This window comes from Enterobacteriaceae bacterium Kacie_13 (assembly GCA_013457415.1).
Classification (GTDB): domain Bacteria; phylum Pseudomonadota; class Gammaproteobacteria; order Enterobacterales; family Enterobacteriaceae; genus Rahnella.
Genome location: CP045665.1, coordinates 467,919 through 490,251, shown reverse-complemented (window position 1 = coordinate 490,251; position 22,333 = coordinate 467,919). Strand labels below are relative to the sequence as shown.

Annotated in this window: 27 protein-coding genes and 1 pseudogene; 13 read left to right on the top strand and 15 right to left on the bottom strand. The window is 53.2% G+C overall.

What is annotated here, in order from left to right:
* The 9 genes from kdsC to npr all read left to right on the top strand — a co-directional run bounded on the left by kdsC (position 1) and on the right by npr (position 6,019).
* Positions 1-567, top strand: a complete 567-nt coding sequence (gene kdsC / locus GE278_02235) for a 3-deoxy-manno-octulosonate-8-phosphatase KdsC (protein QLK59671.1) — start codon at positions 1-3, stop codon at positions 565-567.
* Positions 564-1,133, top strand: a complete 570-nt coding sequence (lptC, locus tag GE278_02230; GenBank protein QLK59670.1) for an LPS export ABC transporter periplasmic protein LptC — start codon at positions 564-566, stop codon at positions 1,131-1,133. Before kdsC ends, lptC begins: the two co-directional genes overlap by 4 nt.
* Positions 1,111-1,668, top strand: coding sequence for a lipopolysaccharide ABC transporter substrate-binding protein LptA (gene lptA / locus GE278_02225; protein QLK59669.1), 558 nt, complete (start codon positions 1,111-1,113; stop codon positions 1,666-1,668). Before lptC ends, lptA begins: the two co-directional genes overlap by 23 nt.
* A gap of 6 nt (positions 1,669-1,674) precedes the next feature.
* Complete coding sequence (lptB, locus tag GE278_02220; GenBank protein QLK59668.1) at positions 1,675-2,400, top strand: LPS export ABC transporter ATP-binding protein; 726 nt, start codon at positions 1,675-1,677, stop codon at positions 2,398-2,400.
* 103 nt (positions 2,401-2,503) lie between these two features.
* Positions 2,504-3,937 (top strand): RNA polymerase factor sigma-54, encoded by a 1,434-nt coding sequence (gene rpoN / locus GE278_02215; GenBank protein QLK59667.1) that lies wholly within the window; start codon positions 2,504-2,506, stop codon positions 3,935-3,937.
* A 23-nt stretch (positions 3,938-3,960) separates the two neighbouring features.
* Positions 3,961-4,248, top strand: coding sequence for a ribosome hibernation promoting factor (locus GE278_02210; protein QLK59666.1), 288 nt, complete (start codon positions 3,961-3,963; stop codon positions 4,246-4,248).
* A gap of 109 nt (positions 4,249-4,357) precedes the next feature.
* Positions 4,358-4,828 carry a PTS IIA-like nitrogen regulatory protein PtsN gene (ptsN, locus tag GE278_02205; protein ID QLK59665.1) on the top strand — a complete coding sequence of 157 codons (471 nt, stop codon included), beginning with the start codon at positions 4,358-4,360 and terminating at the stop codon, positions 4,826-4,828.
* 67 nt (positions 4,829-4,895) lie between these two features.
* Positions 4,896-5,750, top strand: a complete 855-nt coding sequence (gene rapZ / locus GE278_02200) for an RNase adapter RapZ (protein ID QLK59664.1) — start codon at positions 4,896-4,898, stop codon at positions 5,748-5,750.
* Positions 5,747-6,019: a PTS phosphocarrier protein NPr gene (gene npr, locus GE278_02195; protein QLK59663.1), complete on the top strand. Its 273-nt coding sequence runs from the start codon at positions 5,747-5,749 to the stop codon at positions 6,017-6,019. Before rapZ ends, npr begins: the two co-directional genes overlap by 4 nt.
* A 25-nt stretch (positions 6,020-6,044) precedes the next feature.
* Here npr and GE278_02190 read toward each other — a convergent pair whose 3' ends face one another.
* The 10 genes from GE278_02190 to GE278_02145 form a co-directional block, all read right to left on the bottom strand.
* Positions 6,045-7,964 carry a PRD domain-containing protein gene (locus GE278_02190; protein QLK59662.1) on the bottom strand — a complete coding sequence of 640 codons (1,920 nt, stop codon included), beginning with the start codon at positions 7,962-7,964 and terminating at the stop codon, positions 6,045-6,047.
* Between the two features lie 72 nt (positions 7,965-8,036).
* Positions 8,037-9,227, bottom strand: coding sequence for a beta-propeller fold lactonase family protein (locus GE278_02185; GenBank protein QLK59661.1), 1,191 nt, complete (start codon positions 9,225-9,227; stop codon positions 8,037-8,039).
* A gap of 117 nt (positions 9,228-9,344) precedes the next feature.
* Positions 9,345-10,085, bottom strand: a complete 741-nt coding sequence (locus GE278_02180) for an oxo-acid lyase (protein ID QLK59660.1) — start codon at positions 10,083-10,085, stop codon at positions 9,345-9,347.
* On the bottom strand, positions 10,082-11,209 hold the full coding sequence (locus GE278_02175; protein ID QLK59659.1) for a DgaE family pyridoxal phosphate-dependent ammonia lyase: 1,128 nt from the start codon (positions 11,207-11,209) through the stop codon (positions 10,082-10,084). Before GE278_02175 ends, GE278_02180 begins: the two co-directional genes overlap by 4 nt.
* The gene (locus GE278_02170; GenBank protein ID QLK59658.1) at positions 11,199-12,329 is read right to left on the bottom strand and encodes an amidohydrolase/deacetylase family metallohydrolase; all 1,131 of its coding nucleotides are present in this window, start codon (positions 12,327-12,329) and stop codon (positions 11,199-11,201) included. Before GE278_02170 ends, GE278_02175 begins: the two co-directional genes overlap by 11 nt.
* A gap of 84 nt (positions 12,330-12,413) precedes the next feature.
* Entirely contained in the window at positions 12,414-13,061 is a 648-nt protein-coding gene (locus tag GE278_02165; protein QLK59657.1) for a DUF4310 family protein, read from the bottom strand.
* 12 nt (positions 13,062-13,073) lie between these two features.
* Positions 13,074-13,850: a DUF4311 domain-containing protein gene (locus GE278_02160; protein QLK59656.1), complete on the bottom strand. Its 777-nt coding sequence runs from the start codon at positions 13,848-13,850 to the stop codon at positions 13,074-13,076.
* Positions 13,851-13,882: 32 nt separating this feature from the next.
* The gene (locus GE278_02155) at positions 13,883-14,182 is read right to left on the bottom strand and encodes a DUF4312 family protein (GenBank protein ID QLK59655.1); all 300 of its coding nucleotides are present in this window, start codon (positions 14,180-14,182) and stop codon (positions 13,883-13,885) included.
* Positions 14,182-14,547 (bottom strand): hypothetical protein, encoded by a 366-nt coding sequence (locus GE278_02150; GenBank protein ID QLK59654.1) that lies wholly within the window; start codon positions 14,545-14,547, stop codon positions 14,182-14,184. Before GE278_02150 ends, GE278_02155 begins: the two co-directional genes overlap by 1 nt.
* Positions 14,548-14,592: 45 nt before the next feature.
* The gene (locus GE278_02145) at positions 14,593-14,943 is read right to left on the bottom strand and encodes a PRD domain-containing protein (GenBank protein QLK59653.1); all 351 of its coding nucleotides are present in this window, start codon (positions 14,941-14,943) and stop codon (positions 14,593-14,595) included.
* Between the two features lie 399 nt (positions 14,944-15,342).
* Between GE278_02145 and GE278_02140 the strand changes: the two genes are divergently transcribed.
* The 3 genes and pseudogenes from GE278_02140 (at position 15,343) to GE278_02130 (ending at position 16,869) form a co-directional block, all read left to right on the top strand.
* Entirely contained in the window at positions 15,343-15,753 is a 411-nt protein-coding gene (locus tag GE278_02140) for a nucleoside diphosphate kinase regulator (GenBank protein ID QLK59652.1), read from the top strand.
* A 600-nt stretch (positions 15,754-16,353) separates the two neighbouring features.
* A pseudogene (locus GE278_02135) lies at positions 16,354-16,440 on the top strand (hypothetical protein).
* 48 nt (positions 16,441-16,488) lie between these two features.
* Complete coding sequence (locus GE278_02130) at positions 16,489-16,869, top strand: hypothetical protein (protein QLK63161.1); 381 nt, start codon at positions 16,489-16,491, stop codon at positions 16,867-16,869.
* A 350-nt stretch (positions 16,870-17,219) separates the two neighbouring features.
* Here GE278_02130 and cybC read toward each other — a convergent pair whose 3' ends face one another.
* On the bottom strand, positions 17,220-17,606 hold the full coding sequence (gene cybC / locus GE278_02125) for a cytochrome b562 (protein QLK59651.1): 387 nt from the start codon (positions 17,604-17,606) through the stop codon (positions 17,220-17,222).
* A gap of 171 nt (positions 17,607-17,777) precedes the next feature.
* Positions 17,778-19,118 (bottom strand): metalloprotease PmbA, encoded by a 1,341-nt coding sequence (gene pmbA / locus GE278_02120; protein ID QLK59650.1) that lies wholly within the window; start codon positions 19,116-19,118, stop codon positions 17,778-17,780.
* A 217-nt stretch (positions 19,119-19,335) separates the two neighbouring features.
* Between pmbA and GE278_02115 the strand changes: the two genes are divergently transcribed.
* The gene (locus tag GE278_02115) at positions 19,336-19,887 is read left to right on the top strand and encodes a ribosome-associated protein (GenBank protein ID QLK59649.1); all 552 of its coding nucleotides are present in this window, start codon (positions 19,336-19,338) and stop codon (positions 19,885-19,887) included.
* Between the two features lie 49 nt (positions 19,888-19,936).
* Here GE278_02115 and GE278_02110 read toward each other — a convergent pair whose 3' ends face one another.
* The 3 genes from GE278_02110 to GE278_02100 form a co-directional block, all read right to left on the bottom strand.
* Complete coding sequence (locus GE278_02110) at positions 19,937-20,230, bottom strand: hypothetical protein (protein ID QLK59648.1); 294 nt, start codon at positions 20,228-20,230, stop codon at positions 19,937-19,939.
* A 5-nt stretch (positions 20,231-20,235) separates the two neighbouring features.
* Positions 20,236-20,685: a ribonuclease gene (locus GE278_02105; protein QLK59647.1), complete on the bottom strand. Its 450-nt coding sequence runs from the start codon at positions 20,683-20,685 to the stop codon at positions 20,236-20,238.
* 77 nt (positions 20,686-20,762) lie between these two features.
* A complete protein-coding gene (locus tag GE278_02100) occupies positions 20,763-22,223 on the bottom strand; it encodes a succinate-semialdehyde dehydrogenase (protein ID QLK59646.1) in 1,461 nt (486 codons plus the stop codon).
* Positions 22,224-22,333: the final 110 nt, after the last annotated feature.

The window sequence follows — 22,333 nt, the reverse complement described above, 5'->3', positions numbered from 1 at the left end:
ATGAGTAATCACGCAGCCCTGGTGGATACCTGCTACGGTCCGGTCAGCACCGACGTGCTTGAACGGGCGAAAGCGGTTCGCCTGCTGATTTGCGATGTGGACGGCGTCATGTCTGATGGCCTGATCTACATGGGAAATCAGGGAGAAGAGCTGAAAAGTTTCAACGTTCGCGACGGCTATGGTATCCGTTGCCTGCTAACTTCTGACATTGAGGTCGCCATTATTACAGGCCGCAATGCAAAATTATTGGAAGATCGCGCTAAAACCCTCGGGATCCGTCACTTGTATCAGGGGCAGTCAGATAAGCTTTTGGCCTTCCGCGAACTGTTAGATACACTGTCGCTTCGGGCAGAGGAAGTCGCCTACATCGGTGATGACCTGATTGACTGGCCGGTGATGGCCGAAGTGGGTCTGTCCGTCGCGGTTCAGGACGCACATCCTATCCTGTTGCCAAAGGCACATTACGTGACCCGCATTGCCGGGGGTCGTGGCGCAGTTCGCGAATTATGTGATTTGATTCTGCTGGCGCAGGGCAAGCTGGAGGACGCCAAAGGGCTGTCGATATGAATAAAACAAGACTTTGGATCATTCTGGTTCTGACAGCCATTGTTCTGGTGCTGATTGGCTGGTCACTGTCGGACAACTCCGATGACGCACCGCAGGCGGTTAACGATCAGGATCCGACCTATCAAAGCTCCCACACGGTTACAATGGTGTATGACCCGCTGGGTAGTCTGACGTACAAACTGGTCTCCGATCAGGTCAAATACTACACCACCGATCAGGTAACCTGGTTTACCAACCCGGTGGCGACCATGTATGACAAAAATAAAGTTCCAACCTGGGTGCTGCGTTCTGATAAAGCCAAGATGACTCAGGATAAAATGCTCTATCTTTATGGGCATGTTCAGGCAGATAGCCTGACGCCGGAAACATCACAGCTGCAAAGAATCAAAACGGACAATGCACAGGTTAACCTGACGACACAAGACGTTGCCTCAGACGATGAAGTGACGCTTTACGGTACAGGTTTTACATCTAACGGCATGAAAATGCGTGGTAATCTGCGTGATAAAACAGCAGAGCTGATCGAAAAGGTAACGACCTCTTATGAAATTCAAAGTAAAAAATAAAATCCGTAATCTTCTGATCACAGGCTCCTTGCTGGCCGTCAGCATTCCGGCGTTCGCGCTCAAAGATGACACGACGAAACCGATCACCATTGATTCCGCCAATCAGGCACTGGATGTGAACACCAACACGGCGACCTTTACCGGTAACGTAGTGGTGAATCAGGGGTCGATTCAGGTCAAAGCCGATAAAGTGGTCGTGATCCGTCCGCAAGGCGTGTCCGGCAAAGAAGTGGTCGAAGGCTACGGCAATCCGGTGACTTTCTACCAGTTGCAGGACAACGGCAAGCCGATCAAAGGCCACGCGCAGAAAGTCCGTTATGAAGTGGAAACCGATCTGGTGACCCTCACCGGCAACGCGTACCTGGAACAGCTCGACAGTAACGTGAAAGGCGATCGCATTACTTATCTGGTGCAGAAGCAGCAGATGGAAGCTTTCAGTGATAAAGGCAAACGTGTCACGACCGTCCTGGTCCCGACGCAGTTGCAGGAAAAGACCCCGGCAGCAGCCGGTGGCCAGACCAAAAAGAGTAACTGATAATTTATGGCAAAATTAATCGCAGAAAATCTGGCGAAGGCATACAAAGGCCGCAAGGTCGTTGAAGATGTCAGCCTGAACGTTAATTCGGGCGAAATCGTCGGATTACTCGGCCCGAATGGTGCCGGTAAAACCACTACGTTCTACATGGTTGTCGGTATCGTGCAGCGTGATGCGGGACGTATTATCGTCGACGACGAAGATATCAGTCTTCTGCCATTGCACACCCGCGCACGTCGCGGCATTGGTTACCTGCCTCAGGAAGCGTCCATTTTCCGTCGCCTCAGCGTGTTTGATAATCTGATGGCAGTTTTGCAGATTCGTGACGACCTGAACAAAGATCAGCGAAACGATCGCGCCAACGAGCTGATGGAAGAGTTCCATATTTCCCATTTGCGCGATAACCTCGGCCAGTCACTGTCCGGTGGTGAACGCCGTCGTGTGGAAATTGCCCGTGCGCTGGCGGCGAATCCTAAGTTTATCTTGCTGGATGAACCTTTCGCTGGTGTTGACCCGATTTCCGTTATCGACATCAAAAAAATCATTGAGCATTTACGTGACAGCGGCCTCGGCGTGCTGATTACCGACCATAACGTTCGTGAAACACTCGACGTGTGTGAACGCGCCTATATCGTCAGTCAGGGCAAACTGATCGCCCACGGCACGCCAGCCGACATTCTTGCTGATGAACAAGTAAAACGTGTTTATCTGGGTGAAGAATTCCGTCTGTGATCTGCGCCGCCTGAACCGGGCCTGTTTCGCTTTACAATGAAACGGGCCCGGTTCTGATCGACGTGTTGCCGTTTGAACTCATCTACGGATATAAAGCCAAGATATGAAGCAAGGTTTGCAACTCAGATTCAGCCAACAACTGGCCATGACTCCTCAATTACAACAGGCGATCCGTCTGTTGCAATTGTCCACGCTTGAGCTCCAACAGGAGATCCAACTCGCGCTGGAGAGCAACCCTCTGCTGGAACAAACTGATCTGCACGATGAAATCGATGCAGTCGAAACCCCTGACAGTGAAGGTCTGGATACCCGCGAAGCCCTCGAGCAGAAAGACATGCCCGAAGAGTTGCCGCTCGACGCCACCTGGGATGAGATTTACACCGCAGGCACACCGTCCGGGACAGGCAATGATTACAGCGACGATGAACTGCCGGTGTATCAGGGGGAAACCACCCAGACCCTTCAGGATTACCTGATGTGGCAGGTTGAGCTGACGCCGTTTTCTGATACCGACGCCGCCATAGCGACCTCCATTGTCGATGCCGTGGATGACACCGGTTATCTGACGATTTCCCTCGAGGACATTCTCGAAAGTATCGGCGATGAAAATGTATCGATGGATGAAGTTGAAGCCGTCTTAAAGCGCGTTCAGCGTTTTGACCCGGTGGGTGTGGCGGCGCGCGATCTGCGCGACTGTCTGCTGATTCAGCTTTCCCAGTTCGTCCCGGAAACGCCTTTCATTGCAGAAGCCAGACTTATCATCAGCGAACATCTGGATCTGCTGGCGAACCATGATTTCCGCGCACTTATGCGATCAACCCGTCTAAAAGAAGATACACTGAAAGGAGCGATGCTCCTGATCCAGTCTCTTGATCCGCGTCCGGGCCAGTCGATCAATACCGGCGAATCCGAATACGTAATTCCGGACGTTTTGGTACGCAAAGTGTCCGGTGTCTGGACCGTCGAACTGAACTCAGACAGCATTCCGCGATTGAAGATAAACCAGCAGTACGCCGCGATGGGCAATTCCACCCGCAGCGACAGCGACGGGCAGTTTATCCGCAGCAATCTGCAGGAAGCCAAGTGGCTGATCAAAAGTCTGGAAAGCCGTAACGATACACTTCTGAAGGTGACGCGCTGTATTGTCGAACAGCAGCAGGCGTTCTTTGAGATGGGTGACGAATACATGAAACCGATGGTGCTGGCCGATATCGCCAGCGCCGTTGAAATGCACGAATCGACGATTTCGCGCGTGACGACGCAAAAGTTCCTGCACAGCCCGCGCGGCATTTTCGAACTGAAGTATTTCTTCTCCAGCCATGTCAGTACTGACAGCGGCGGCGAGGCATCGTCCACTGCGATCCGGGCGCTGGTGAAGAAATTAATTGCAGCGGAGAATCCTGTAAAACCGCTGAGCGACAGTAAGTTAGCAACCCTGCTTTCCGATCAGGGCATCATGGTTGCACGACGTACCGTTGCAAAATACCGAGAGTCTTTGTCCATCCCGCCCTCAAACCAGCGTAAACAGTTAGTTTGACCTCAACAGAGAAGGAAGACATTATGCAGCTCAACATTACCGGACATCACATTGAGATCACCGATCCCCTGAGAGAATTCATCTCGTTGAAACTGGCGAAATTAGAACAGTATTTCGACAGAATTAATCAGGTGTATGTGGTATTAAGCGTTGAAAAAGTGCAAAAAGTCGCGGAAGCGACGCTGCATGTGAACGGAGGCGAGTTGCATGCCACCTCGGAACATCAGGATATGTACGCAGCGATTGACGGCCTGGTTGATAAACTGGCCCGTCAGTTGAACAAACATAAAGACAAACTGAAACAGCACTGACATTCATGTAGCCAACCCTGTGCTACAAACCTTCGGGCATCGGCTTGTGACCTTCGGGGAACGAGCCGATATAGCTTTAAGGGTGAATCAGCGCAAAAGTGAAGATGACATGATCAACGATATAGCAATGCAATTAACGTCGGTGCTCAATGCCGAATGCACCAAAAGCGGCGTTCATTGCGCCAGTAAAAAACGCGCCCTGGAAATCATCAGTGAGCTGGCGGCCAAACAACTGAATTTGTCGCCACAGGTGATTTTTGACGCCATTTTGACCCGTGAGCGGATGGGCAGCACCGGGATCGGTGCCGGGATCGCCATCCCGCACGGCAAGCTGGAAGAAGACACGTTACGCGCCGTGGGCGTGTTCATTCAGCTTGAACAACCGATCGCGTTTGACGCTATCGACAATCAGCCGGTGGATCTGCTTTTTGCCTTGCTGGTTCCTGCAGATCAATGTAAAACCCACTTACATACCTTGTCTTTAGTGGCCAAGAAATTGGCAGATAAAACAGTGTGTCGCCGTCTGCGCGGAGCGCAAAGCGACGAAGAACTGTTCAAGATAATGACAGAAAACGAATAATTTTAAGATTCCCGGCAGTACGCCGGGAAAGTGAATTCTGAACACTGAATGCCAGGGGAGTGACACCATGGTGCTGATGATAGTCAGCGGCCGTTCCGGTTCCGGGAAGTCGGTTGCCCTAAGGGCATTAGAAGACATGGGATTTTACTGTGTGGACAATCTGCCGGTGGTGTTACTACCGCAGCTCGCCCAGACGCTTGTCGAACGCAATACATCTGCCGCCGTCAGCATTGACGTGCGCAACATGCCAGAAACACCGGAAGTTTATGAGCATGCGATGGCACAACTGCCCGAGAGTTTCTCGCCGCAGCTGCTGTTCCTCGACGCCGACCGCAATACCCTGATCCGCCGTTACAGCGATACCCGTCGTCTTCACCCGCTTTCCAGCAAAAATCTGTCCCTCGAAAGTGCCATCGATGAAGAAGCCGATCTGCTCGAACCGCTGCGTTCCGCCGCTGATCTGATCATCGATACTTCCGAGATGTCGGTTCATGAGCTGGCAGAAATGCTGCGTACCCGCCTTTTAGGCAAACGTGAACGCGAACTGACGATGGTCTTCGAATCCTTTGGTTTCAAACACGGCCTGCCGATTGATGCCGATTACGTCTTTGACGTGCGTTTCCTGCCGAACCCGCACTGGGATCCAAAACTGCGCCCGATGACCGGCCTCGATAAACCTGTGGCTGCGTTCCTCGATCGTCATACCGAAGTACACAACTTTATCTACCAGACCCGCAGCTATCTCGAACAATGGTTGCCCGCGCTGGAGACCAACAACCGCAGCTATCTGACCGTCGCCATTGGCTGTACTGGCGGTAAACACCGTTCGGTGTATATCGCGGAACAACTGGCCGACTATTTCCGTTCCCGTGGGAAGAATGTTCAGTCCCGCCATCGCACGCTGGAAAAACGCAAATCATGACGGTGAAACAAACGGTAGAAATCAAAAACCGGTTAGGGATGCACGCCCGTCCGGCGATGAAGTTGTTTGAACTGGTGCAAAGCTTTGAATCAGAAGTCATGCTGCGTAACGGCACTGGCATTGAAGCGGAAGCCAGCAGCGTGATAGCCCTGCTGATGCTCGATTCCCCAAAAGGTCAGCAAATAGAAATCGAAGCCACTGGCCCCGATGAAGCCGAAGCGCTGAGCGCCGTGGTGAATCTGATTAATTCGGGTTTTGACGAAGACTGAGAATTAACGGACTGTTTAAGCCGTATTAAATGCGGCTTAAACAGTCGATAGCAATGGCCTTAAAGCTTTCAAAATTCTCACTGCTCAGTAAACGGCTCATCGAGCGCTCCCGCACGAATGTCACGAACAAATCGTAAATCGCCATCGCCTCTTCGTAATCCGCCTTGCTGATCGCCAGCAGGAAGATCACATGCGCCGTCTCCCCTTCGCCCCACGCAATGCCCTGCGGCGACAGTAAGGTGATCACCACGGTTTTCTTCGCCAGCAAGCCTAACGAATGCGGTAGTGCAATGCCTTCGCCCAGCATGGTCGAAACAATCTCCTCGCGCTCCACCACCGACGGGTAAAATGCCTGATCGACGTACCCTTCTTCTTCCAGTTGCGAACACACATGATGGAACAGCTCCGCCTGCGTCATCGGTTCATTGATGATCATGAAGTGTTTTTCGTCGAAGAATTTCTCCAGCATATAAGGCCGGGTGCGGTCCACCAGCACCAGTTTGCCGAGCTGCTCCATCTGGTATTCCGTCGGGAACGGTGACAGCACCACCACCGGCTTATTCTTCTCGCTAATACGAGCATTCGAAATAATAAAATCTTCGTCGATATGCTCCAGCTTCTCGTAATCACGCAGCGACACGATCTGCTTCATCACCAGTTGGGGATACTTACGACTAATTTGCGCCTGAATCATACGGATGGTGGAGTTACCGGTATCACACACCATCATCACCTGCGGATGGCGCTGATAACCGATGTCGTAATGCCGCTCCAGCCCGACGCCGATGTGCAGCACCAGAAAGCCTATCTCATTTTCGCTCAGCGTGTACGGCGTGTACTTGCCCCAGCTGGAGACCGCCGCCAGCGTGACGTCATACGCCATCGGATAATGCTGTTTAATGTTGCTCAGCAGCGGGTTTGGAATATTGATCTGATATTTCACCCGCGTAATCATGGTCTTGATATGCGTTAGCAGGTCAGCACGCAGCTGCTTATCACCCTGCAAATCATAGTTATAGTGTGCGTTGATGTACGAAAGAATGTAATCAACCAGCGATTCATCGTCGTCGGCATTAATGTCGGTCGGCAGAATGCTCTGCACGCGCCGCGCCGCGATATTCACCCGCAGATACGCTTCTTCTGACGCGGGGATTTCCTTACCTACCAGACGTTTCAGTTCTTCCGCCAGCCGCAGAGAGACCTGCTTCACTGCCGGATCGCCCTCTTCCGCATCGAAATCCGTCAGCGGATAACCGCCGGTAATGCGCTTAATCGCCACCGCGCAGTAAAGAATCAGATACTGCTCACCCGCATCGGTCAGCTGAATAGACGACTGCGTCAGCAACTGATGCATAAACCGCGTCAGCGGCACCAGCGCTTCGGGCTCCAGACTCTCAGCCTTCAGCAGCGGATTGGCCTGCTCTTCGGCATCGAGCTGGAACAGCAGGTCGGTCAGGCAGGCGCGGATCGCCAGCTCTGCACCAAAAAGCTTCATGCCATAACGCGGTTTGGTTTCGATATTCAGGTGGTAGCGCGTCAGATGCTCCCTCACCTCAGCCATATCATTTTGCAGGGTTCCCCGGCTGACAAACCATTCATCAGCCAGATCTTCCAGCTTCAGTGAAAAAGCTGAGGTCAAAAAGCGGATCAGCAACGTCTTCACCCGCTCGGCGGCGGTGCGCGGCGTTGGATTCGGCTTACGTTGTGTCGAGTGCTGCAACGACGAAAACAGTGCCTGATCGTCGATACGTAGCTGATAACCGCTGCCACGGCTGTGAACAAAGGTCGCGCCGTAGCCGGCAATAATTTCATTCAGCGATGTGATGTCCGCACGCACGGTGCGCGTTGACACCTCCAGACGCCTGGCCAGCTCATCCTGAGGCAAAGTTTCGGTCTGCAACGCATCAAACAGTTGCGCCAGCCGTTGATTCGGAAATCTCACCATTGTTGTTCCATATTGTTGCCGCTATACCCCATCCGCTTACACGAATGGGGTTTGGTTCTCAGGTTGTGTCAGTCAGGGTGCGATGACCATTTGCGACGGACTACCCACCGCCACGTAGCTGTCGACGAAAGTCAGTTTGCCGCTGTCGGGCGATACCTTGAATGTAGTGATGTTATCGCTTCGTTGATTCATTGCGTAAATATATTTTCCGTCCGGTGACAAGGTCAGCGTGCGCGGGTAATCACCACGCGTCCAGGTTTCCTCGCGCCACTGCATTGCGCCGTCGCCAGTCACCGCGAGCTGCGCGATGCTGTTGTGCAGACGGTTCGCAACGTACAGACTTTTGCCGTCCTTGCTCAGCACAATACCTGCTGCAAAGTTGGTGCCTTTGAAACCGGCAGGCAGCGACGACAGGCTGTGCAGTTCAGTCAGCGTGCCTTTAGTGGCGTCAAAGCGGTAGCTGGTCAGCGTCGAGGCTTCTTCGTTGATCAGGAAAACCACTTTCCCGTTGGGATGGAATACAAAATGGCGCGGCCCGGCACCTTCGGAAGAGGCCTTGATGAACGGCGGCTCGTTAGCTTCCAGTACGCCGGTGTCGGCGTTAAGCTTCCACTGATAAATCCGGTCCAGCCCGAGATCGGTGGAGAACGCAAATTTGCCGGAAGGATCGGTGGCGATCATATGCGCGTGCGGCCCGTTGTGGTCGCTTATCGCGAAGCTGCCCTCGGCCGCTGCCGCCGGTTTGCCTGCGCCCGCCGGTCCGGTATCCTGCTGGCTGTTACTGGCGTCGCTGAGTTTACCGTCAGCCGCCACCGGGAATACAGCCACGATACCGCTGATGTAATTGGCAACCAGCAGATGATCGCCTTTTGGCGTGAGCGACAGATACACCGGCCCCGCGCCTGCGGAATCCACCTGATTAATCAGCGTCAGGCTGCCGTCTTCCGGCGCGATGCGGTACGCGGCAATGGCGCCGTGTTTCCCGCCGTTGTAATTATCCGTTTCGCTGCCGACGAACAGCGTTTTGCCGTCGTGACTGAGCACCATCTGCGCCTGATTAGGCAGCTGGCTGGCGAGGGTCTTCTCGCTGAGCGCACCGGTTTTAGGATCGAATTTAAAGCGATAGACACCTTCCCCGTTCGGGTTATAGGTGCCGACATAAGCAAAGTGTGGCGTCATGGTTTTTTCGGCTGCGTAAAGCGGCATAGCGGATACGGCCAGCATCGCGGAGGTTAAACCTGAAATCAGAAACCAGTTTCTCATACATTTCCTCGAACGGGGTTGTCAGACAAACGAGAGACTCTGCGCCCGCCCGTAACCGGGAGAACGCAGAGTGTTTAACCGCGCAGACGGCTTACCGCGCAGGAAAGGTCAGAATCTTTAACCCACCAGCTTTTTGACGCTGGCCAGCAGGGTTTTCACATCTTCAGGACGGGTATTACCGGTCGCGCTGTCGATGATTGAGCTGTAAATGTGCGGAATGATTTTTGTGACACCCGCCGCCAGCGCGATTTCCATAATCGCCTCGAAGTTCTCCAGATCGATACCGCCCGTCGGCTCAAGCCAGAAATCCTGTTCCGCACAGGCACGCGCGACGGCTGCGAATTCGTCACGGGTTTTCAGGCCGCCCATCGGGAAATATTTCACCGAACTGCCGCCCATGTCTTTGAGCAGCGCAATCGCTGTTTCCACCGGCACAATCGCGTCGCTGGCGGCTGAGCTTAATGGCCCGGTGCTGATCTTCACAAAGCCTGCTTTGCCGGTCGGTGAAATCAGACCGTTAACTACGCTATCGTTCTGGCCGAGCAGCGCGCGGCTGGTGCCGACGCCGGTAAAGACCTGATTGACATGCTGCGGCTGCACCTGCGCTGAAATCTCGCTTACCATCAGCGACTGACGCGGATCACCCGCGCCGAGTCCGACAGACAATGCGTTTTCAATCAGCGCCGCGTATTCCTTCATGTCCGCCACGGCACTCGTCACATCCGGATAATTTTTGGAAAGCACACCAACCAGCACATGACCTTCCGCCGCCTCATAGATATCGCGGGCATTGTCTTTCGAGCCTGCCAGCACGTTCAGGCAGACGCGGTCACGGTAGAAATTAGGGGTCAGCTTCATGCTTTCTCTCCACTGAAAAGGTGTTTAAAACGGTCGGCGACGATGGCAAGCTGCGGCGGCGTCACGCTGCGCACGTCCACCTCAATCTTGCCTTCGTTGGCGCGGTAGCCACGGAAATAAATGGCGATATCACCGTTTTTCATCGCCTCCACAATGGCTTTGGTTTTCCAGCCCAGCACCGCTTCATCGAAGGTAATTTCGGTGCGGGCGATGTCGCGCCCTGCGCTGTCCCAGACCACACGGCCTGTGACGCCGTTGATTTCATTCAGGCTGGCAATAAATGGCGTCATTTTATCAACCATTTCCTGCCCGGTGGTTTTCGGCAAGGTGATGTAGCTTTCAATCGCCTGCGTCAGGCCGAGAATGCCCTCTTTACCGACTTTCATCGCACGCCCAATGCCGCCGGATTGCAGTTTCACCCATTCGACATACTGTTTTTTGCCCAGTACCAGACCGCTGGTTGGCCCCTCGATGGCTTTCGCCCCGCTGTAAATCACCAGATCTGCGCCCATTTCGTAGTAACAGGTCAGGTCTTCTTCTGCGGCCGCATCGACGATCAGTGGCAGGTTATGTTCCTGCGCTACTTCAGCCGCCTCTTCCACGGAGAGAATACTTTTCTGAACGGAGTGATGCGATTTGATGTACATGATGGCCGCCGTACGCGGCGTGATGCAGGCCGCCAGCTGTGCCGCCGAGCATTCGTTGGCGTAACCGGCTTCAACAACTTTCCCGCCGCCCATTGTCACCATGGTGGCAACCGGCGCACCGAAATTGACGTTGTGGCCTTTGGGCAACACGATATCGTGCGGAACGTCCAGCGGCGCGGCGTGCAGGTTTTCCAGCAGCCACGCGTTATCTTTGACGATCACCGCCGCGACCGACTGCGCGATCCCGGCAGACGCACAGGACACCACGACCGCGCTTTCGACATTCAGCAGTCTGGCGATATACGCACCGGTTTTATTGACCAGATCTTTCATCTCGAAGAAATGGTTCAGGCCGGTATTCACCACGGCCGCCACTTCTTCACGCGGCGTCGACACGCCGAGAATGGTCATGCGGCCAGAGGCGTTAATGACCTGTTTTAACTGATACTTTTCATATAATGATTGTTCAGAAGACATGAGCAGATTTCCCTTCTTCGGTTAACAGAGTGACGCCCGCGACCACGGCGGCCAGAGGCACCAGCAAACTTTCGCCCTTCACGGACTGACCTTCGGAATCGACGAATACCTGCGGTGCGTGGCGCAGCTCAAACAGAGTCAGATCGGCGTCTGCCCCTGCTTCCAGACGCCCTTTGGCAGGCAGACGAAGCGCATCGGCGGCGTGCAAGGTGACGCAATCAATCACCTGCGGCAACGTCATGCCGACGCTAAAGAATTTGGACATCACCGTCGCCAGGCTGTGAACCGGCCCGCTGATGCGGTTGCGGCAGTAAATATCGGAGCTGATGGTGTGCGGCAAAATGCCCTGTTGAATGGCCAGTTCCGCCACCTCAAAGCTGAAACTCGCGCTACCGTGGCCGACATCCAGTCGCACGCCTCGGCTCAGCGCGCGTTTCACCGAGTCGCGCAACACACCTTCCGGCGACAAAATACGGTTTGGCTTGCCGTTATAGCAGTGAGTGATGATGTCGCCGGAAGTCAGCAAATCAGCAATCTCATCGAGGTTCGGCGGGTTATTGCCGATATGAACCATCAGCGGCAAATCATCATTTTCTTGCTGAATTTCTTTGGCGCGCACCAGTGGCTGAATGCCATTCTGGCCGACCACGCTGCTGCTCATGCGGGCTTTAATACCGATGATAAAACCGGGATTTTTTTCGATAGCCGTACGTACAGCGGCTTTATCAATCTGCGCCATATCGGCCAGTTCGTTCTGCGTAACAATGCCGGTACGGGCGATATTCACAAACGCGTAGACGTTGGTTTTCGCCGCACGGGTGATTTGATAGAAATCATCGACATCATTCGCGCCGGTACTTCCGGCATCGGCCACGGTGGTGACGCCGCTGGCGACGCCAATCAGATCAGCTTCATCATGATAAATCGGTGATTTGGGGTAACAGTGAACATGGGAGTCGATCCAGCCCGCGCTGGCGTAAACCTTGCCGTGCAGATCGAGAACGTGGCGGGCGGATGCATCCGCCGGGACGCCAAGGGCGGCGATTTTTCCGTCGCGGATGGCGATGTCCATCAGGCTGCCGTCGGTGCTCTTTGCCTGCCGGATAATCAGATCATACATACTTTCTTCTCCGTCTATTTCTCCGTAAAACCGGGTGTCAGAAATGCGTCCTGACGCCCGGTTACGGCTTTCTTACTGCCGCTCCTACAGGGATACCGGGAAAATCGCGCCCAGTACCATCGCACCAAGAATAGCGCCGCCGGTAATAGGCTTCTGCCACAGGTAAAAACCTAACGCACCCAGCAGTGAGCCCAGACCGATAGGAATCGAGGCAGCCATCGCAGACAGGATGATCAACGGCCCGAGGAAGCGGCCCGAGGCATTACCCGCGCCCATCATCACATCCGCCCCGTAGGTCGAATTGCTCTGATTGATGGTGAATTTACGCGCCAGAATGATGATGTAACCCACGGCTAAGCCGAGGATCAGGCCGGTCACCAGCGAGGCGGCGAAGTTCGCCACCGGGAAGATGATCCCGGCACCCAACAGCATCGCCGGAACGCCAAGGCCGATACCGGTCTGGATAGCACCGCCGATATCTAAAATCCCGACCAGGGAGCCTTCAATAATGCGGGCGAACAAGAAGCTGGCGCCGAAGGCTGCCACTGCGCCATATACGCCGGTATCCATGCCTGAACGCAGCATTGACACAAATGCCACTTCGTTAAACGCCCCGATGCCATACAAGTAATACATGTGCGTCCCGGCGAATACGCCGGAGGACAGCAATCCAACAAAGATCGGGAACGACCATTCGGCGTACCAGAAACCACGTTTGGCTTGTTCTTCCATTGTCATTTCCTCTTACTTGCCGCTGATGGAGTTGTGAATGCCGTTCAGCCATGTCGGAACGTCCAGCATGAATGACTGCAACAGTTTGACGTCGAAACCACGGAAGAAGCCGCTGAGGACAAACAGCGCGATAATCGCCGCCATCATCACTTTGGTGACGTGGTTCCAGCCGCTTTCTTCGACGCCTTTACCGATCAGGATACCCAGCACCAGACCCGGTACGGCGTTACCCATGATCATCTGCGCCAGACCGCCAAAAATGGTGGCCCAGAAGCCTGAACGACGTCCGGCATCAATTGCGGCCAGCCAGAAAATCACAGGCATGACGGTATTCACCAGCAAGTTTGCCGCAGGCACCAGCACCTTGATCGCCGTGACCTGCAATGCAGCCGGTACCGCCGAGGCCGTGGTGTTGAGGAAAGCCACGACAATCATGCCGATGATGCCGCCCGCAATCGCCATCTTGCGCGGGTCATGCATGGTTTCAGCGACGTTGCGGTTTTTGAACATCAATGCCGCTGTCGCCCAGTGAGGGATGATGCGGTGGTCGACGTCCTGTGTGAAAGACCCCGCCGCAACGGAAGATGCCCAGGCGTTAAAGAAGAAGCCCAGGCCGAATGAGAAATGCGAAGCCGGATCGCCTTCACAGGAATTTAATTCCCCAAGAGTACGAAAAGCCCCCATTCCTTGCACGGTAGGCGCGTGAAACATACGTGCGGCACCCGCACCTACGCCTACCCCGACCAATCCGCCGATAATAAGTGACTTAAATAAAATAATTAAAAACATCAGTATATCCTTGTCATTTATAGCTAACGTTTTTATTTCGTGACAAAAACTACCTGTTCCGTATCAATAACAGTCAGGTTGACGGTAATGTCTAACGCCACGTAATAACTCTTTTTTTCCCTGGCCAGAAAAAAGAACAGAAACTTTTCTCTTTTAATGGACTCTTCGGCTTTTATTACCTTGACGTCCTGCGGTTCAATGCGCAGCAAGACATTATTCGCCGAAGCTTTGAGAACGGTTCGCTGAACCTGACTCAGTGCGGAAGAAAAGGCGGCAGCCTTATTTTCGCCTTTTCCCTCAACCCGAACTGTCGTGGTTGATTGTTGTTTCATTACGCCTGACCATACTTTTTGTTATAAGCTTCCACCAGACGCTGACCCAGTTCTTCTTTATCCATAAATCCAAACCCTAATACCAAACAGCCTTCGTTAATTGCGGTAACACCTTCATCCACTGAGCGCATCCCGTATTTGGCTTTATATCCGTATTTGTTTTGTGCGGTAATCGCACCCGCGCCGCCACTGCCGCAGAAAGAAATCCCAAAGGTCGCGCCTTCTGCTTTCATCACGTCGCCGAGTTTCATATCTGCTGCCATACCTGGGACAACAATGGCTTTTCCGCCAGCCGCTTCAACGCCTGCCGCAACTTTCTGACCTTTACCTAAACGGTCGCCGATCACTACTAATACTTGTCCCATGATTTATCTCTCCCATTAATGAATTCACTGTACTGCTGATAAAATTTATTTTGGCTCGTTGTCGCGTGCGACTTCGAAATGCACCGAGAGCAAATACGCTTCTTCGATCGGTAAATTTCCGAACCAGCCGATCACTTCTTTCGCCATATTCATAGAGTCGTCAGAGATTTCATCAAATAATTCTTTCTCGACTTCAGGCAACGGCTCACCGGTAATAGATCGCAATACCATGGCTTTAACGTGTGACGTTAACATCTGCAACTGAACATCTGTGGTGTAGATATTTTTGGTGCTTTGCATGGCCTGAATATCTTTTAAAACTTGCTCTGTGGTCGATGCGGCGTCTTTCAATTCAATTTGCCCGGCCCCATTCACAGATGCGCTTGCGTTATTCACTCGCGGTTACCTCTCTCCTTGCCTGACTCACTAATTTCAGCCGTTTATTTCGTCTGTCTTTACCCTAACCCTAAGGAGATTTCCTGTGTAGACGGTCTTTTTCCAGTTCGAAGTGGAAATACGATGAGCTGAGCAGATCCAATTCGCAAAACGAAAAGTTAAGCCGTCATATCACTGAGTATTACCGTCTGTAGCAGCGTATTTCACTGGTTATCGGAATTTTAGCAATGCGGAATAATTGCATCACATCCCTTTCATTTCCGCGTAAGAGTGCCTAGTATCAAAGAACACCCGCAAATTACTGACACCCCTGCGCTTATCCGCGGGGGTGTTATTTTTTGCCTACTGGCAACCCATCCGCACGAAGCGGGTGATGCAAAAGGAACCCTGGAGAATGTTATGAGCAAACCGACACTGACCATCAGCGAACTTGACGCAGAACGCCTGGATACCCTGCTGGCGCAGCCGGCCTATGCCAACAGCCCGGTCGCCGATGCCCTGAATGAAGAGTTGGATCGCGCAGAGATTTTGCCGCCGGAAGAGATGCCTGCCGACGTGGTCACGATGAACAGCAAGGTTCGCTTTACAGAAGGTAAAGAGGGCGAAGAACATATCCGCACGCTGGTGTATCCGGCGGCGCTCAAAGACAGCAACGAGCAGTTATCAGTGATGGCGCCGCTTGGGGCCGCATTGCTGGGTTTACGTGTGGGTGGAAGCATCACATGGAAAATGCCAAACGGAGAAGACAGCCGGATCGAGGTGCTGGAGTTGTTGTTTCAGCCAGAGGCAGCGGGAGACCTGCGGCGCTAAACGTTTGTGATGCAGATGGCCGCTGCATAGGCGGCTATCTAATTCGTAATGGTGCAAGTTTCGGTTTCTTACGTGGCGTAGTCACTCAGCCGCTGGCGTCTAAACCGAGCAGAGGGGAAAAGCTTTTCCCTCTGCTCGCCAGTCGATTTTTTACTACGCGCTGCCGCTGGCGGCTATGTTTCAGGTAACGCGGAGACAGGCTGGAAATCTTGCCGCTTTGCGGTGCCTTCTCTCGGTCTTCGAGCCATAGGTCTCGAAGCCGCTCCGTTCAGCAAGATTTCTGAATCGCCCGCAACTTCTAAAATTCAAATGCGTTTCTGAATCGCCCGTGGCATTTTAAATTCAAAATTTATCTGTTTTTTCTGATTCGGCTCAGGGAAATGCAACGCTTTGCAAATCTCGAAACTCTCTGGAAGCAGTATCTCAACAATGGCATTTGCCCATTTAAATGACCGGGATATTTCCACTATCATTTTGTTGTTGCGGCAAAATCCGCAACCGGGTTTCGCACCCCGTAATCTTCAAGTCGGTACTCGTTATTCGTGCCGCAGTCTTTGCACATCTGCTGTAAATGTGGCTAATATGCCTCGCTTATAGTCAATGGTGGCTCAGGCAGGGCAACCTTTTGGTTGGCCGGTAATCTTGAAGACCGGTAGTGCGAACCCAGCCTGGGCTGCCACCAATGAGTTCGCACCTCTTGTGGTAGCAAAACCTTACTTCAAGAAGGCTTGCATAATGACTACCTGCCACAATGCCAACGTTATCCCTGATTCATATTTGCTGACAGACAGTTGCCGTCTGATGGCGAATGCATTGGTGAATCCGAAGAATAAAGATTCTCAGTATCGGCTTTCCCTGATTATGAAAAATCAGCTCGCAAGTCTGGAGCGCACTTTATTGCAGCCTGTTCCAGAAAATTGGAAGGATTTGAACAAACCCGCCAACGACGATTTATTTGATTTCGCCGAACTGGAGTCAGATGAACTTTGTGATCAGTGCATCGCGCTGAACTTCGCCTTACTGACGCTGCATGATGAGAAGATCAAAGATATCCTCGCGTTTATCTTATGGGAACGAATTGAAAAGTTGCGCTGGTCTCTGAACGCCCCTTGGTGAAAGCAGAAGTGATCTGGCCAAGCCGGTATCTGACATAACAAACCGGTTTTGAATTTAAGATCCCACGGGCGATTCAGAAATCTTGCTGAGTGAGAGGTTGCAGACCTTAGGCTGCAATCCCGAAAGGAAGGCACCGCGCAGCGGCAAGATTTCCAGCCTGTCGCGGTGGTATCTGAAACATAGCCAGCAAGCGGAGCGCGCAGTTTAAGACGTGGAGATTCCAAAGAGGGCTCGTCTTAGCCCTCTTTGGTCGGTTTAGGCGCGAGAGGCCGTGTGATCACCGCGATTGAGAAACCGAAATTTTCAACGCCCTCAGCATTGAGAATGCCGCTCAAACACCGGCCCTCTGCTTACTTAAACTTCTTATGGTTCTCATTCCTTGTTGCCTTAAACCCTTCAGCTTCTTTCTTCGCTTCATCCACTTTGCCTGCTTTAGCTAAAGCGGCAGCAGAATCAATCTGTCCGATTAGCGTATCCAGCCCTTTGTGGTAGTCCTTCATCTCGGGGCTGTCCGGCGCTTTGCCTTTCAGCTTCGGTGGGGTCGCTTTCTTAGCATCTTCCGCTGCGGCTTTCATGTTCGCCAGACCGGTAGTCAGTTCCGCCTGATCGTTGGTTTTCAATACTTTGCCGTAGTTATCGGCAATCGTGTCCATGTCTGTTTCTAAATCCGCCGCCAGTGCGACCGTACTGCTTCCTAATAAGGCTACGACCGCTAACGCCATCAGATGTTTACGCATGAGGGATTCTCTCTATTGTTATAGGTTTGTTATTTAAAACGACATTGCTTGTAAGGCTTTATAAAAATAGGCCGAGAGAGGGCAAAGTGGAACGACTTTTTTTGTAAAGAATAGTGGAGTGGGAGTTGAGGAATAAGAAAGCAGCGATCGGAAGATCGCTGCCTGAGGGGATTACTCTCCGGCGATTTTCATCGAAGGCAACAGTACCGAGCCGCACTGGATGTTACTGCGGGTTTCAATATCACTGCCGATGGCGACCATATCGCGCCACATATCCTTCAGGTTGCCAGCGATGGTGATTTCACTCACCGGATACTGAATTTCACCGTTCTCGACCCAGAAACCGGCCGCACCGCGGGAGTAGTCGCCGGTAACGCCGCTGACGCCCTGCCCCATCAGTTCCGTCACCACCAGACCTTTGTCCAGCTTACGCAGCATACCGGCGAAGTCGTCACCCTGACCGGCGATGCGCCAGTTGTGGATGCCGCCTGCGTGCCCGGTGGTTTGCAGACCGAGCTTACGCGCGGAATAGCAGGTCATCAGCCAGGTTTGCAGCACACCCGCTTTGACGATGTCACGACGTTGAGTACGTACACCTTCACTGTCGAACGGCGTGGATGCCAAGCCCTGCAACAGATGCGGATGCTCTTCAATCGTCAGCCACTCAGGCAGGATCTGCTCACCTAAGCTGTCGAGCAGGAAGGACGATTTACGGTAGATGCTGCCGCCGCTAATAGCCCCGACCAGATGCCCGAACAGGCCGGTCGCCACTTCAGCAGCGAACAGCACGGGTGCGTGCATGGTTGGCAATTTACGCGGTGCCAGACGCGACAATGTGCGGCGTGCGCACTCCGCACCGACCCATTCCGGGTCTTTCAGATCGCTCATTTTACGGGCGATAGAATAGGCGTAATCACGTTCCATATCGCCTTCGTGCTCGGCGATAACTGACGCGGAAATCGAGTGGCGCGTCGAGCAGTAGCTTTGCAGCATGCCGTGGCTGTTGCCGAAGACCCGGATGCCGTAATGGCTGTTGAAGCTTCCGCCTTCAGTGTTGGTAATGCGTTTATCGGCTTTCAGCGCGGCCTGTTCAGCACGTGCCGCCAGCTCAATACTGCGATCCGGATCCAGCTCTTCCGGATGGAATAAATCCAGATCCGGCGCGTCGAATGCCAGCATCTCTTTATCCGCTACACCTGCAAACGGATCCGGCGAGGTGTAACGGGCGATGTCCAGCGCGGCCTGTACGGTGCGGGAGATCGCGTCCGGGCTTAAATCGGTGGAAGACGCGCTGCCTTTGCGGTTTTGATAGTAAACGGTGATGCCCAGTGCGCCGTCGCTGTTGAATTCAACGTTCTCGACTTCACCAAAACGTGTACTGACGCCGATACCGGTGGTTTTGCTGACCGCCACTTCCGCGGCGTCTGAACCGACTTTCGCCAGTTCTAATGCCTGAGATACGGCCTGTTCGAGGGTTTTACGCTGCTGCGCAACTTGATTCACTACGTTCATCGGCATGCCATCGCTTATGAGATAAAAGGGATTGTTCTACACTGAAACACAGATACTTATCCTTTTGAGTCTAACAGAGACTCGCCATAATTTCGCATCGCGTGCGGCGTTGTTAAGACCGAAGTTGCAACAGAATAGCCATCTCTGTGGCATAATGCCGCCGAAGCAATAAAGCACAATCAAACTGACAGGATTACCTCGATAAGAGGAAGCGCCCATGACAAAGAAAATTGACGACTGGCTCGATGACGTTCCCGAGAATAATGAGAACGAAGAAGATGATGAGATCATCTGGGTCAGTAAAAGTGAAATCAAACGTGACGCCGAGGCGCTGAAAGATCTCGGTGCAGAAATGGTGGATCTGGGTAAGAACTCACTCGATAAACTGCCGCTGGATGAAGATCTGCGTGCGGCCATCGATTTGGCTCAGAAAATCAAAAAAGAAGGCCGTCGCCGCCAATTACAGCTGATCGGTAAAATGCTGCGTTCACGTGACGTAGAGCCGATTGAAACCGCGCTCGACAAGCTGAAAAACCGCCACAACCAGCAGGTTTCGCTTTTCCATAAACTGGAAATGCTGCGCGACCGTCTGGTCGAAGAAGGCGATGAAGCGGTGCCAACGGTGCTGGAACTGTATCCGGAAGCCGACCGCCAGCAGCTGCGTGCATTAATCCGCAACGCACAGAAAGAGAAAGCGACCAACAAGCCGCCGAAATCTTACCGCCAGATCTTCCAGTATCTGCGTGAACTGGCGCAGGCCCAGGAATAAAAAACAAAACCCGCCCTTTTGCTTAATAGAAAATAGCGGGTTTTTTATTTCAGCCTTTCACTTTCGCGACAGGTTTCTCCAGCAGGTTTAGGCGCAACTCACCTTCCAGCTCTTCCTCTGCCTCTTCAAACAGCAAAATCAGCGCGCCGAAACGCCGCTTACGGCTGGCATTCAGATTGATAAAATCTATCTCCACCGGCAGTGCAATCCCGCCAGTGACTTCATCCCACAATGCATCCAGATTTGCGCCGAAGCTTTCGGTCAGTGAAAACTGACGGGCGAACTCAGCGTAGAATGCAGGTAAATCCGGGATGTGATTAAAATCGAAGCTCACTTTATTCATCGACATTACTCCACCCGAACAAAATTCTGATAATGGTCACGGCTGATATAAATCAGCCCGTCACTGGCGAACAGCACGCGATCGGCGCCGCGACGTCCGCAGCGGTAGTTAATATCCGCCTCGCGCCAGACCCTTTTGTACGCCGTCGGTAAACGCCCTTCCCGGTTTGAGAAACGGTCGCCGCCAATGGCTTTTCCCGGCAGCACGTCGCAGAGATTGCCGGAACGTGCATCCCAGCCCGCTTCACGCGCTTTTTTCTTGGTGATGTAGTTATCAGGCAACCGGTGATTCTGGCGCAAATAGCTGACTACCGTTTTCTCATCCGAGCCCGATACGATGGTGCCAGAGTTGTATGTCGTTTTCGCGACAACCTGCCCGGCGACGCCGGACAGCCCCAGGACCACGGCGGTGACCATCATTAGCGTGCGCGAACGCAGCCCGTTAAATACCTTCATTGACGTCCTTTGTGCATAGCCGGAAATGATGTGTTCCTCTTTATTGTTTCCTAAAATCCGCTTTCTGAAAAGGCGGCTTATAGATTTCCTAAATGTAACGTTTTTACCTGCAAATACTCTTCCAGCCCCAGCACCGACCCTTCACGTCCCAGACCGGACTCTTTCACCCCGCCAAACGGCGCAGCTTCGTTAGAAATCGCACATTCGTTCACGCCGATCATGCCGCTTTCAATCGCATCCGCGACGCGGAAAACGCGTTGCAGATTCTGGCTGTAGAAATAGGCCGCCAGCCCGAACGGAGTATTATTGGCGCGCTGAATAACTTCCTCTTCCGTTTTGAAACGGAAGCAGGCCGCCAGCGGGCCGAAGGTTTCTTCGTGGGCGACTTTCATATCGTCGGTGGCATCGGCAATCACCGTCGGCTGGAAGAAGTTGCCGCCGAGCTTGTGACGCTCGCCGCCCTCCATCAGTCGTCCGCCTTTCTCCAGCGCGTCTTTGACGTGATCTTCTACTTTCTCCAGCCCTTTAATGTCGATCAGCGGCCCGACAATCACGCCGTCGTCCATGCCATTACCGACTTTCAGCTTGCGCACTTCCTCCACCAGACGGGAAACGAACGCATCGTAAACACCGTCCTGCACGTAGATACGGTTGATGCACACGCAGACCTGTCCGGTGTTACGGAATTTACAGGTGATCGCACCTTTGACGGCGGCGTCAAGATCGGCATCGTCAAACACGATATACGGCGCGTTGCCGCCCAGCTCCATTGACACTTTTTTCATGGTATCGGCACTGTTACGCACCAGCGTTTTGCCGACCTCCGTCGAACCCGTGAAGGAAACTTTGCGCACGTTGTCGCTTGCCATGATCGCGTCGCTGATGGCATGGGTATCCCCCGCCACGCCGTTGATCACACCATCCGGCACACCCGCATCCTTCGCCAGTTGCAACAGCGCGAAAGCTGAAAGCGGCGTGTTATTGGCGGGTTTGATGAGGCCGGTGCAGCCGGCAGCCAGTGCCGGGCCGAGTTTGCGGGTCAGCATCGCCAGCGGGAAATTCCACGGTGTGATTGCCGCGACCACGCCGACGGGTTCACGGGTGGCGAAAATACGGGAACCCGCTTTCGCAGGGGGAATAATTTCGCCATTCGCACGCTTGGCTTCTTCACTGAACCATTGCAGATAGCTGGCGGCGTAATCGACTTCACCCAGCGCTTCTTTCAGCGGCTTGCCCTGCTCCGCCACCATCAGCTCGCCGAGAAACTGTTTGTTCTCCAGCATCAGCTCATACCAGCGGTGCAAAATTTCCGAACGCGCTTTAGCGGTGGTTTTGCGCCATGCAGGAAAGGCGTCGCTGGCCGCTTTGATCGCCGCCTCGGTTTCAGCTTTCCCCGCTTTAGCGACTTTCGCCACCACATCGCCGGTGGCCGGATCCAGCACATCAAAGGTGGTTTTGGCTTCATGCCATTTTCCGCCGGTGAAATAGCCGGTTTTAAATAAAGGATGTTCGGACAGTTTTTTGAATTGGGCAGACATGTAAATCCTCCTGACGTATGCCGTTTAACGCAGTGATTAAGAATAAGTATAGCGGCTTGAGGGGAAGCGTCTCTCAGACAGCACTGAGAGACACAGCTCGCAAAGTGGAA

Coding starts and splice junctions, on each gene's coding strand:
- kdsC (QLK59671.1), top strand. CDS start 1: ATGAGTAATCACGCAGCCCTGGTGGATACCTGCTACGGTCCGGTCAGC.
- lptC (QLK59670.1), top strand. CDS start 564: ATGAATAAAACAAGACTTTGGATCATTCTGGTTCTGACAGCCATTGTT.
- lptA (QLK59669.1), top strand. CDS start 1,111: ATGAAATTCAAAGTAAAAAATAAAATCCGTAATCTTCTGATCACAGGC.
- lptB (QLK59668.1), top strand. CDS start 1,675: ATGGCAAAATTAATCGCAGAAAATCTGGCGAAGGCATACAAAGGCCGC.
- rpoN (QLK59667.1), top strand. CDS start 2,504: ATGAAGCAAGGTTTGCAACTCAGATTCAGCCAACAACTGGCCATGACT.
- GE278_02210 (QLK59666.1), top strand. CDS start 3,961: ATGCAGCTCAACATTACCGGACATCACATTGAGATCACCGATCCCCTG.
- ptsN (QLK59665.1), top strand. CDS start 4,358: ATGATCAACGATATAGCAATGCAATTAACGTCGGTGCTCAATGCCGAA.
- rapZ (QLK59664.1), top strand. CDS start 4,896: ATGGTGCTGATGATAGTCAGCGGCCGTTCCGGTTCCGGGAAGTCGGTT.
- npr (QLK59663.1), top strand. CDS start 5,747: ATGACGGTGAAACAAACGGTAGAAATCAAAAACCGGTTAGGGATGCAC.
- GE278_02190 (QLK59662.1), bottom strand. CDS start 7,964: ATGGTGAGATTTCCGAATCAACGGCTGGCGCAACTGTTTGATGCGTTG.
- GE278_02185 (QLK59661.1), bottom strand. CDS start 9,227: ATGAGAAACTGGTTTCTGATTTCAGGTTTAACCTCCGCGATGCTGGCC.
- GE278_02180 (QLK59660.1), bottom strand. CDS start 10,085: ATGAAGCTGACCCCTAATTTCTACCGTGACCGCGTCTGCCTGAACGTG.
- GE278_02175 (QLK59659.1), bottom strand. CDS start 11,209: ATGTCTTCTGAACAATCATTATATGAAAAGTATCAGTTAAAACAGGTC.
- GE278_02170 (QLK59658.1), bottom strand. CDS start 12,329: ATGTATGATCTGATTATCCGGCAGGCAAAGAGCACCGACGGCAGCCTG.
- GE278_02165 (QLK59657.1), bottom strand. CDS start 13,061: ATGGAAGAACAAGCCAAACGTGGTTTCTGGTACGCCGAATGGTCGTTC.
- GE278_02160 (QLK59656.1), bottom strand. CDS start 13,850: ATGTTTTTAATTATTTTATTTAAGTCACTTATTATCGGCGGATTGGTC.
- GE278_02155 (QLK59655.1), bottom strand. CDS start 14,182: ATGAAACAACAATCAACCACGACAGTTCGGGTTGAGGGAAAAGGCGAA.
- GE278_02150 (QLK59654.1), bottom strand. CDS start 14,547: ATGGGACAAGTATTAGTAGTGATCGGCGACCGTTTAGGTAAAGGTCAG.
- GE278_02140 (QLK59652.1), top strand. CDS start 15,343: ATGAGCAAACCGACACTGACCATCAGCGAACTTGACGCAGAACGCCTG.
- GE278_02130 (QLK63161.1), top strand. CDS start 16,489: ATGACTACCTGCCACAATGCCAACGTTATCCCTGATTCATATTTGCTG.
- cybC (QLK59651.1), bottom strand. CDS start 17,606: ATGCGTAAACATCTGATGGCGTTAGCGGTCGTAGCCTTATTAGGAAGC.
- pmbA (QLK59650.1), bottom strand. CDS start 19,118: ATGAACGTAGTGAATCAAGTTGCGCAGCAGCGTAAAACCCTCGAACAG.
- GE278_02115 (QLK59649.1), top strand. CDS start 19,336: ATGACAAAGAAAATTGACGACTGGCTCGATGACGTTCCCGAGAATAAT.
- GE278_02110 (QLK59648.1), bottom strand. CDS start 20,230: ATGAATAAAGTGAGCTTCGATTTTAATCACATCCCGGATTTACCTGCA.
- GE278_02105 (QLK59647.1), bottom strand. CDS start 20,685: ATGAAGGTATTTAACGGGCTGCGTTCGCGCACGCTAATGATGGTCACC.
- GE278_02100 (QLK59646.1), bottom strand. CDS start 22,223: ATGTCTGCCCAATTCAAAAAACTGTCCGAACATCCTTTATTTAAAACC.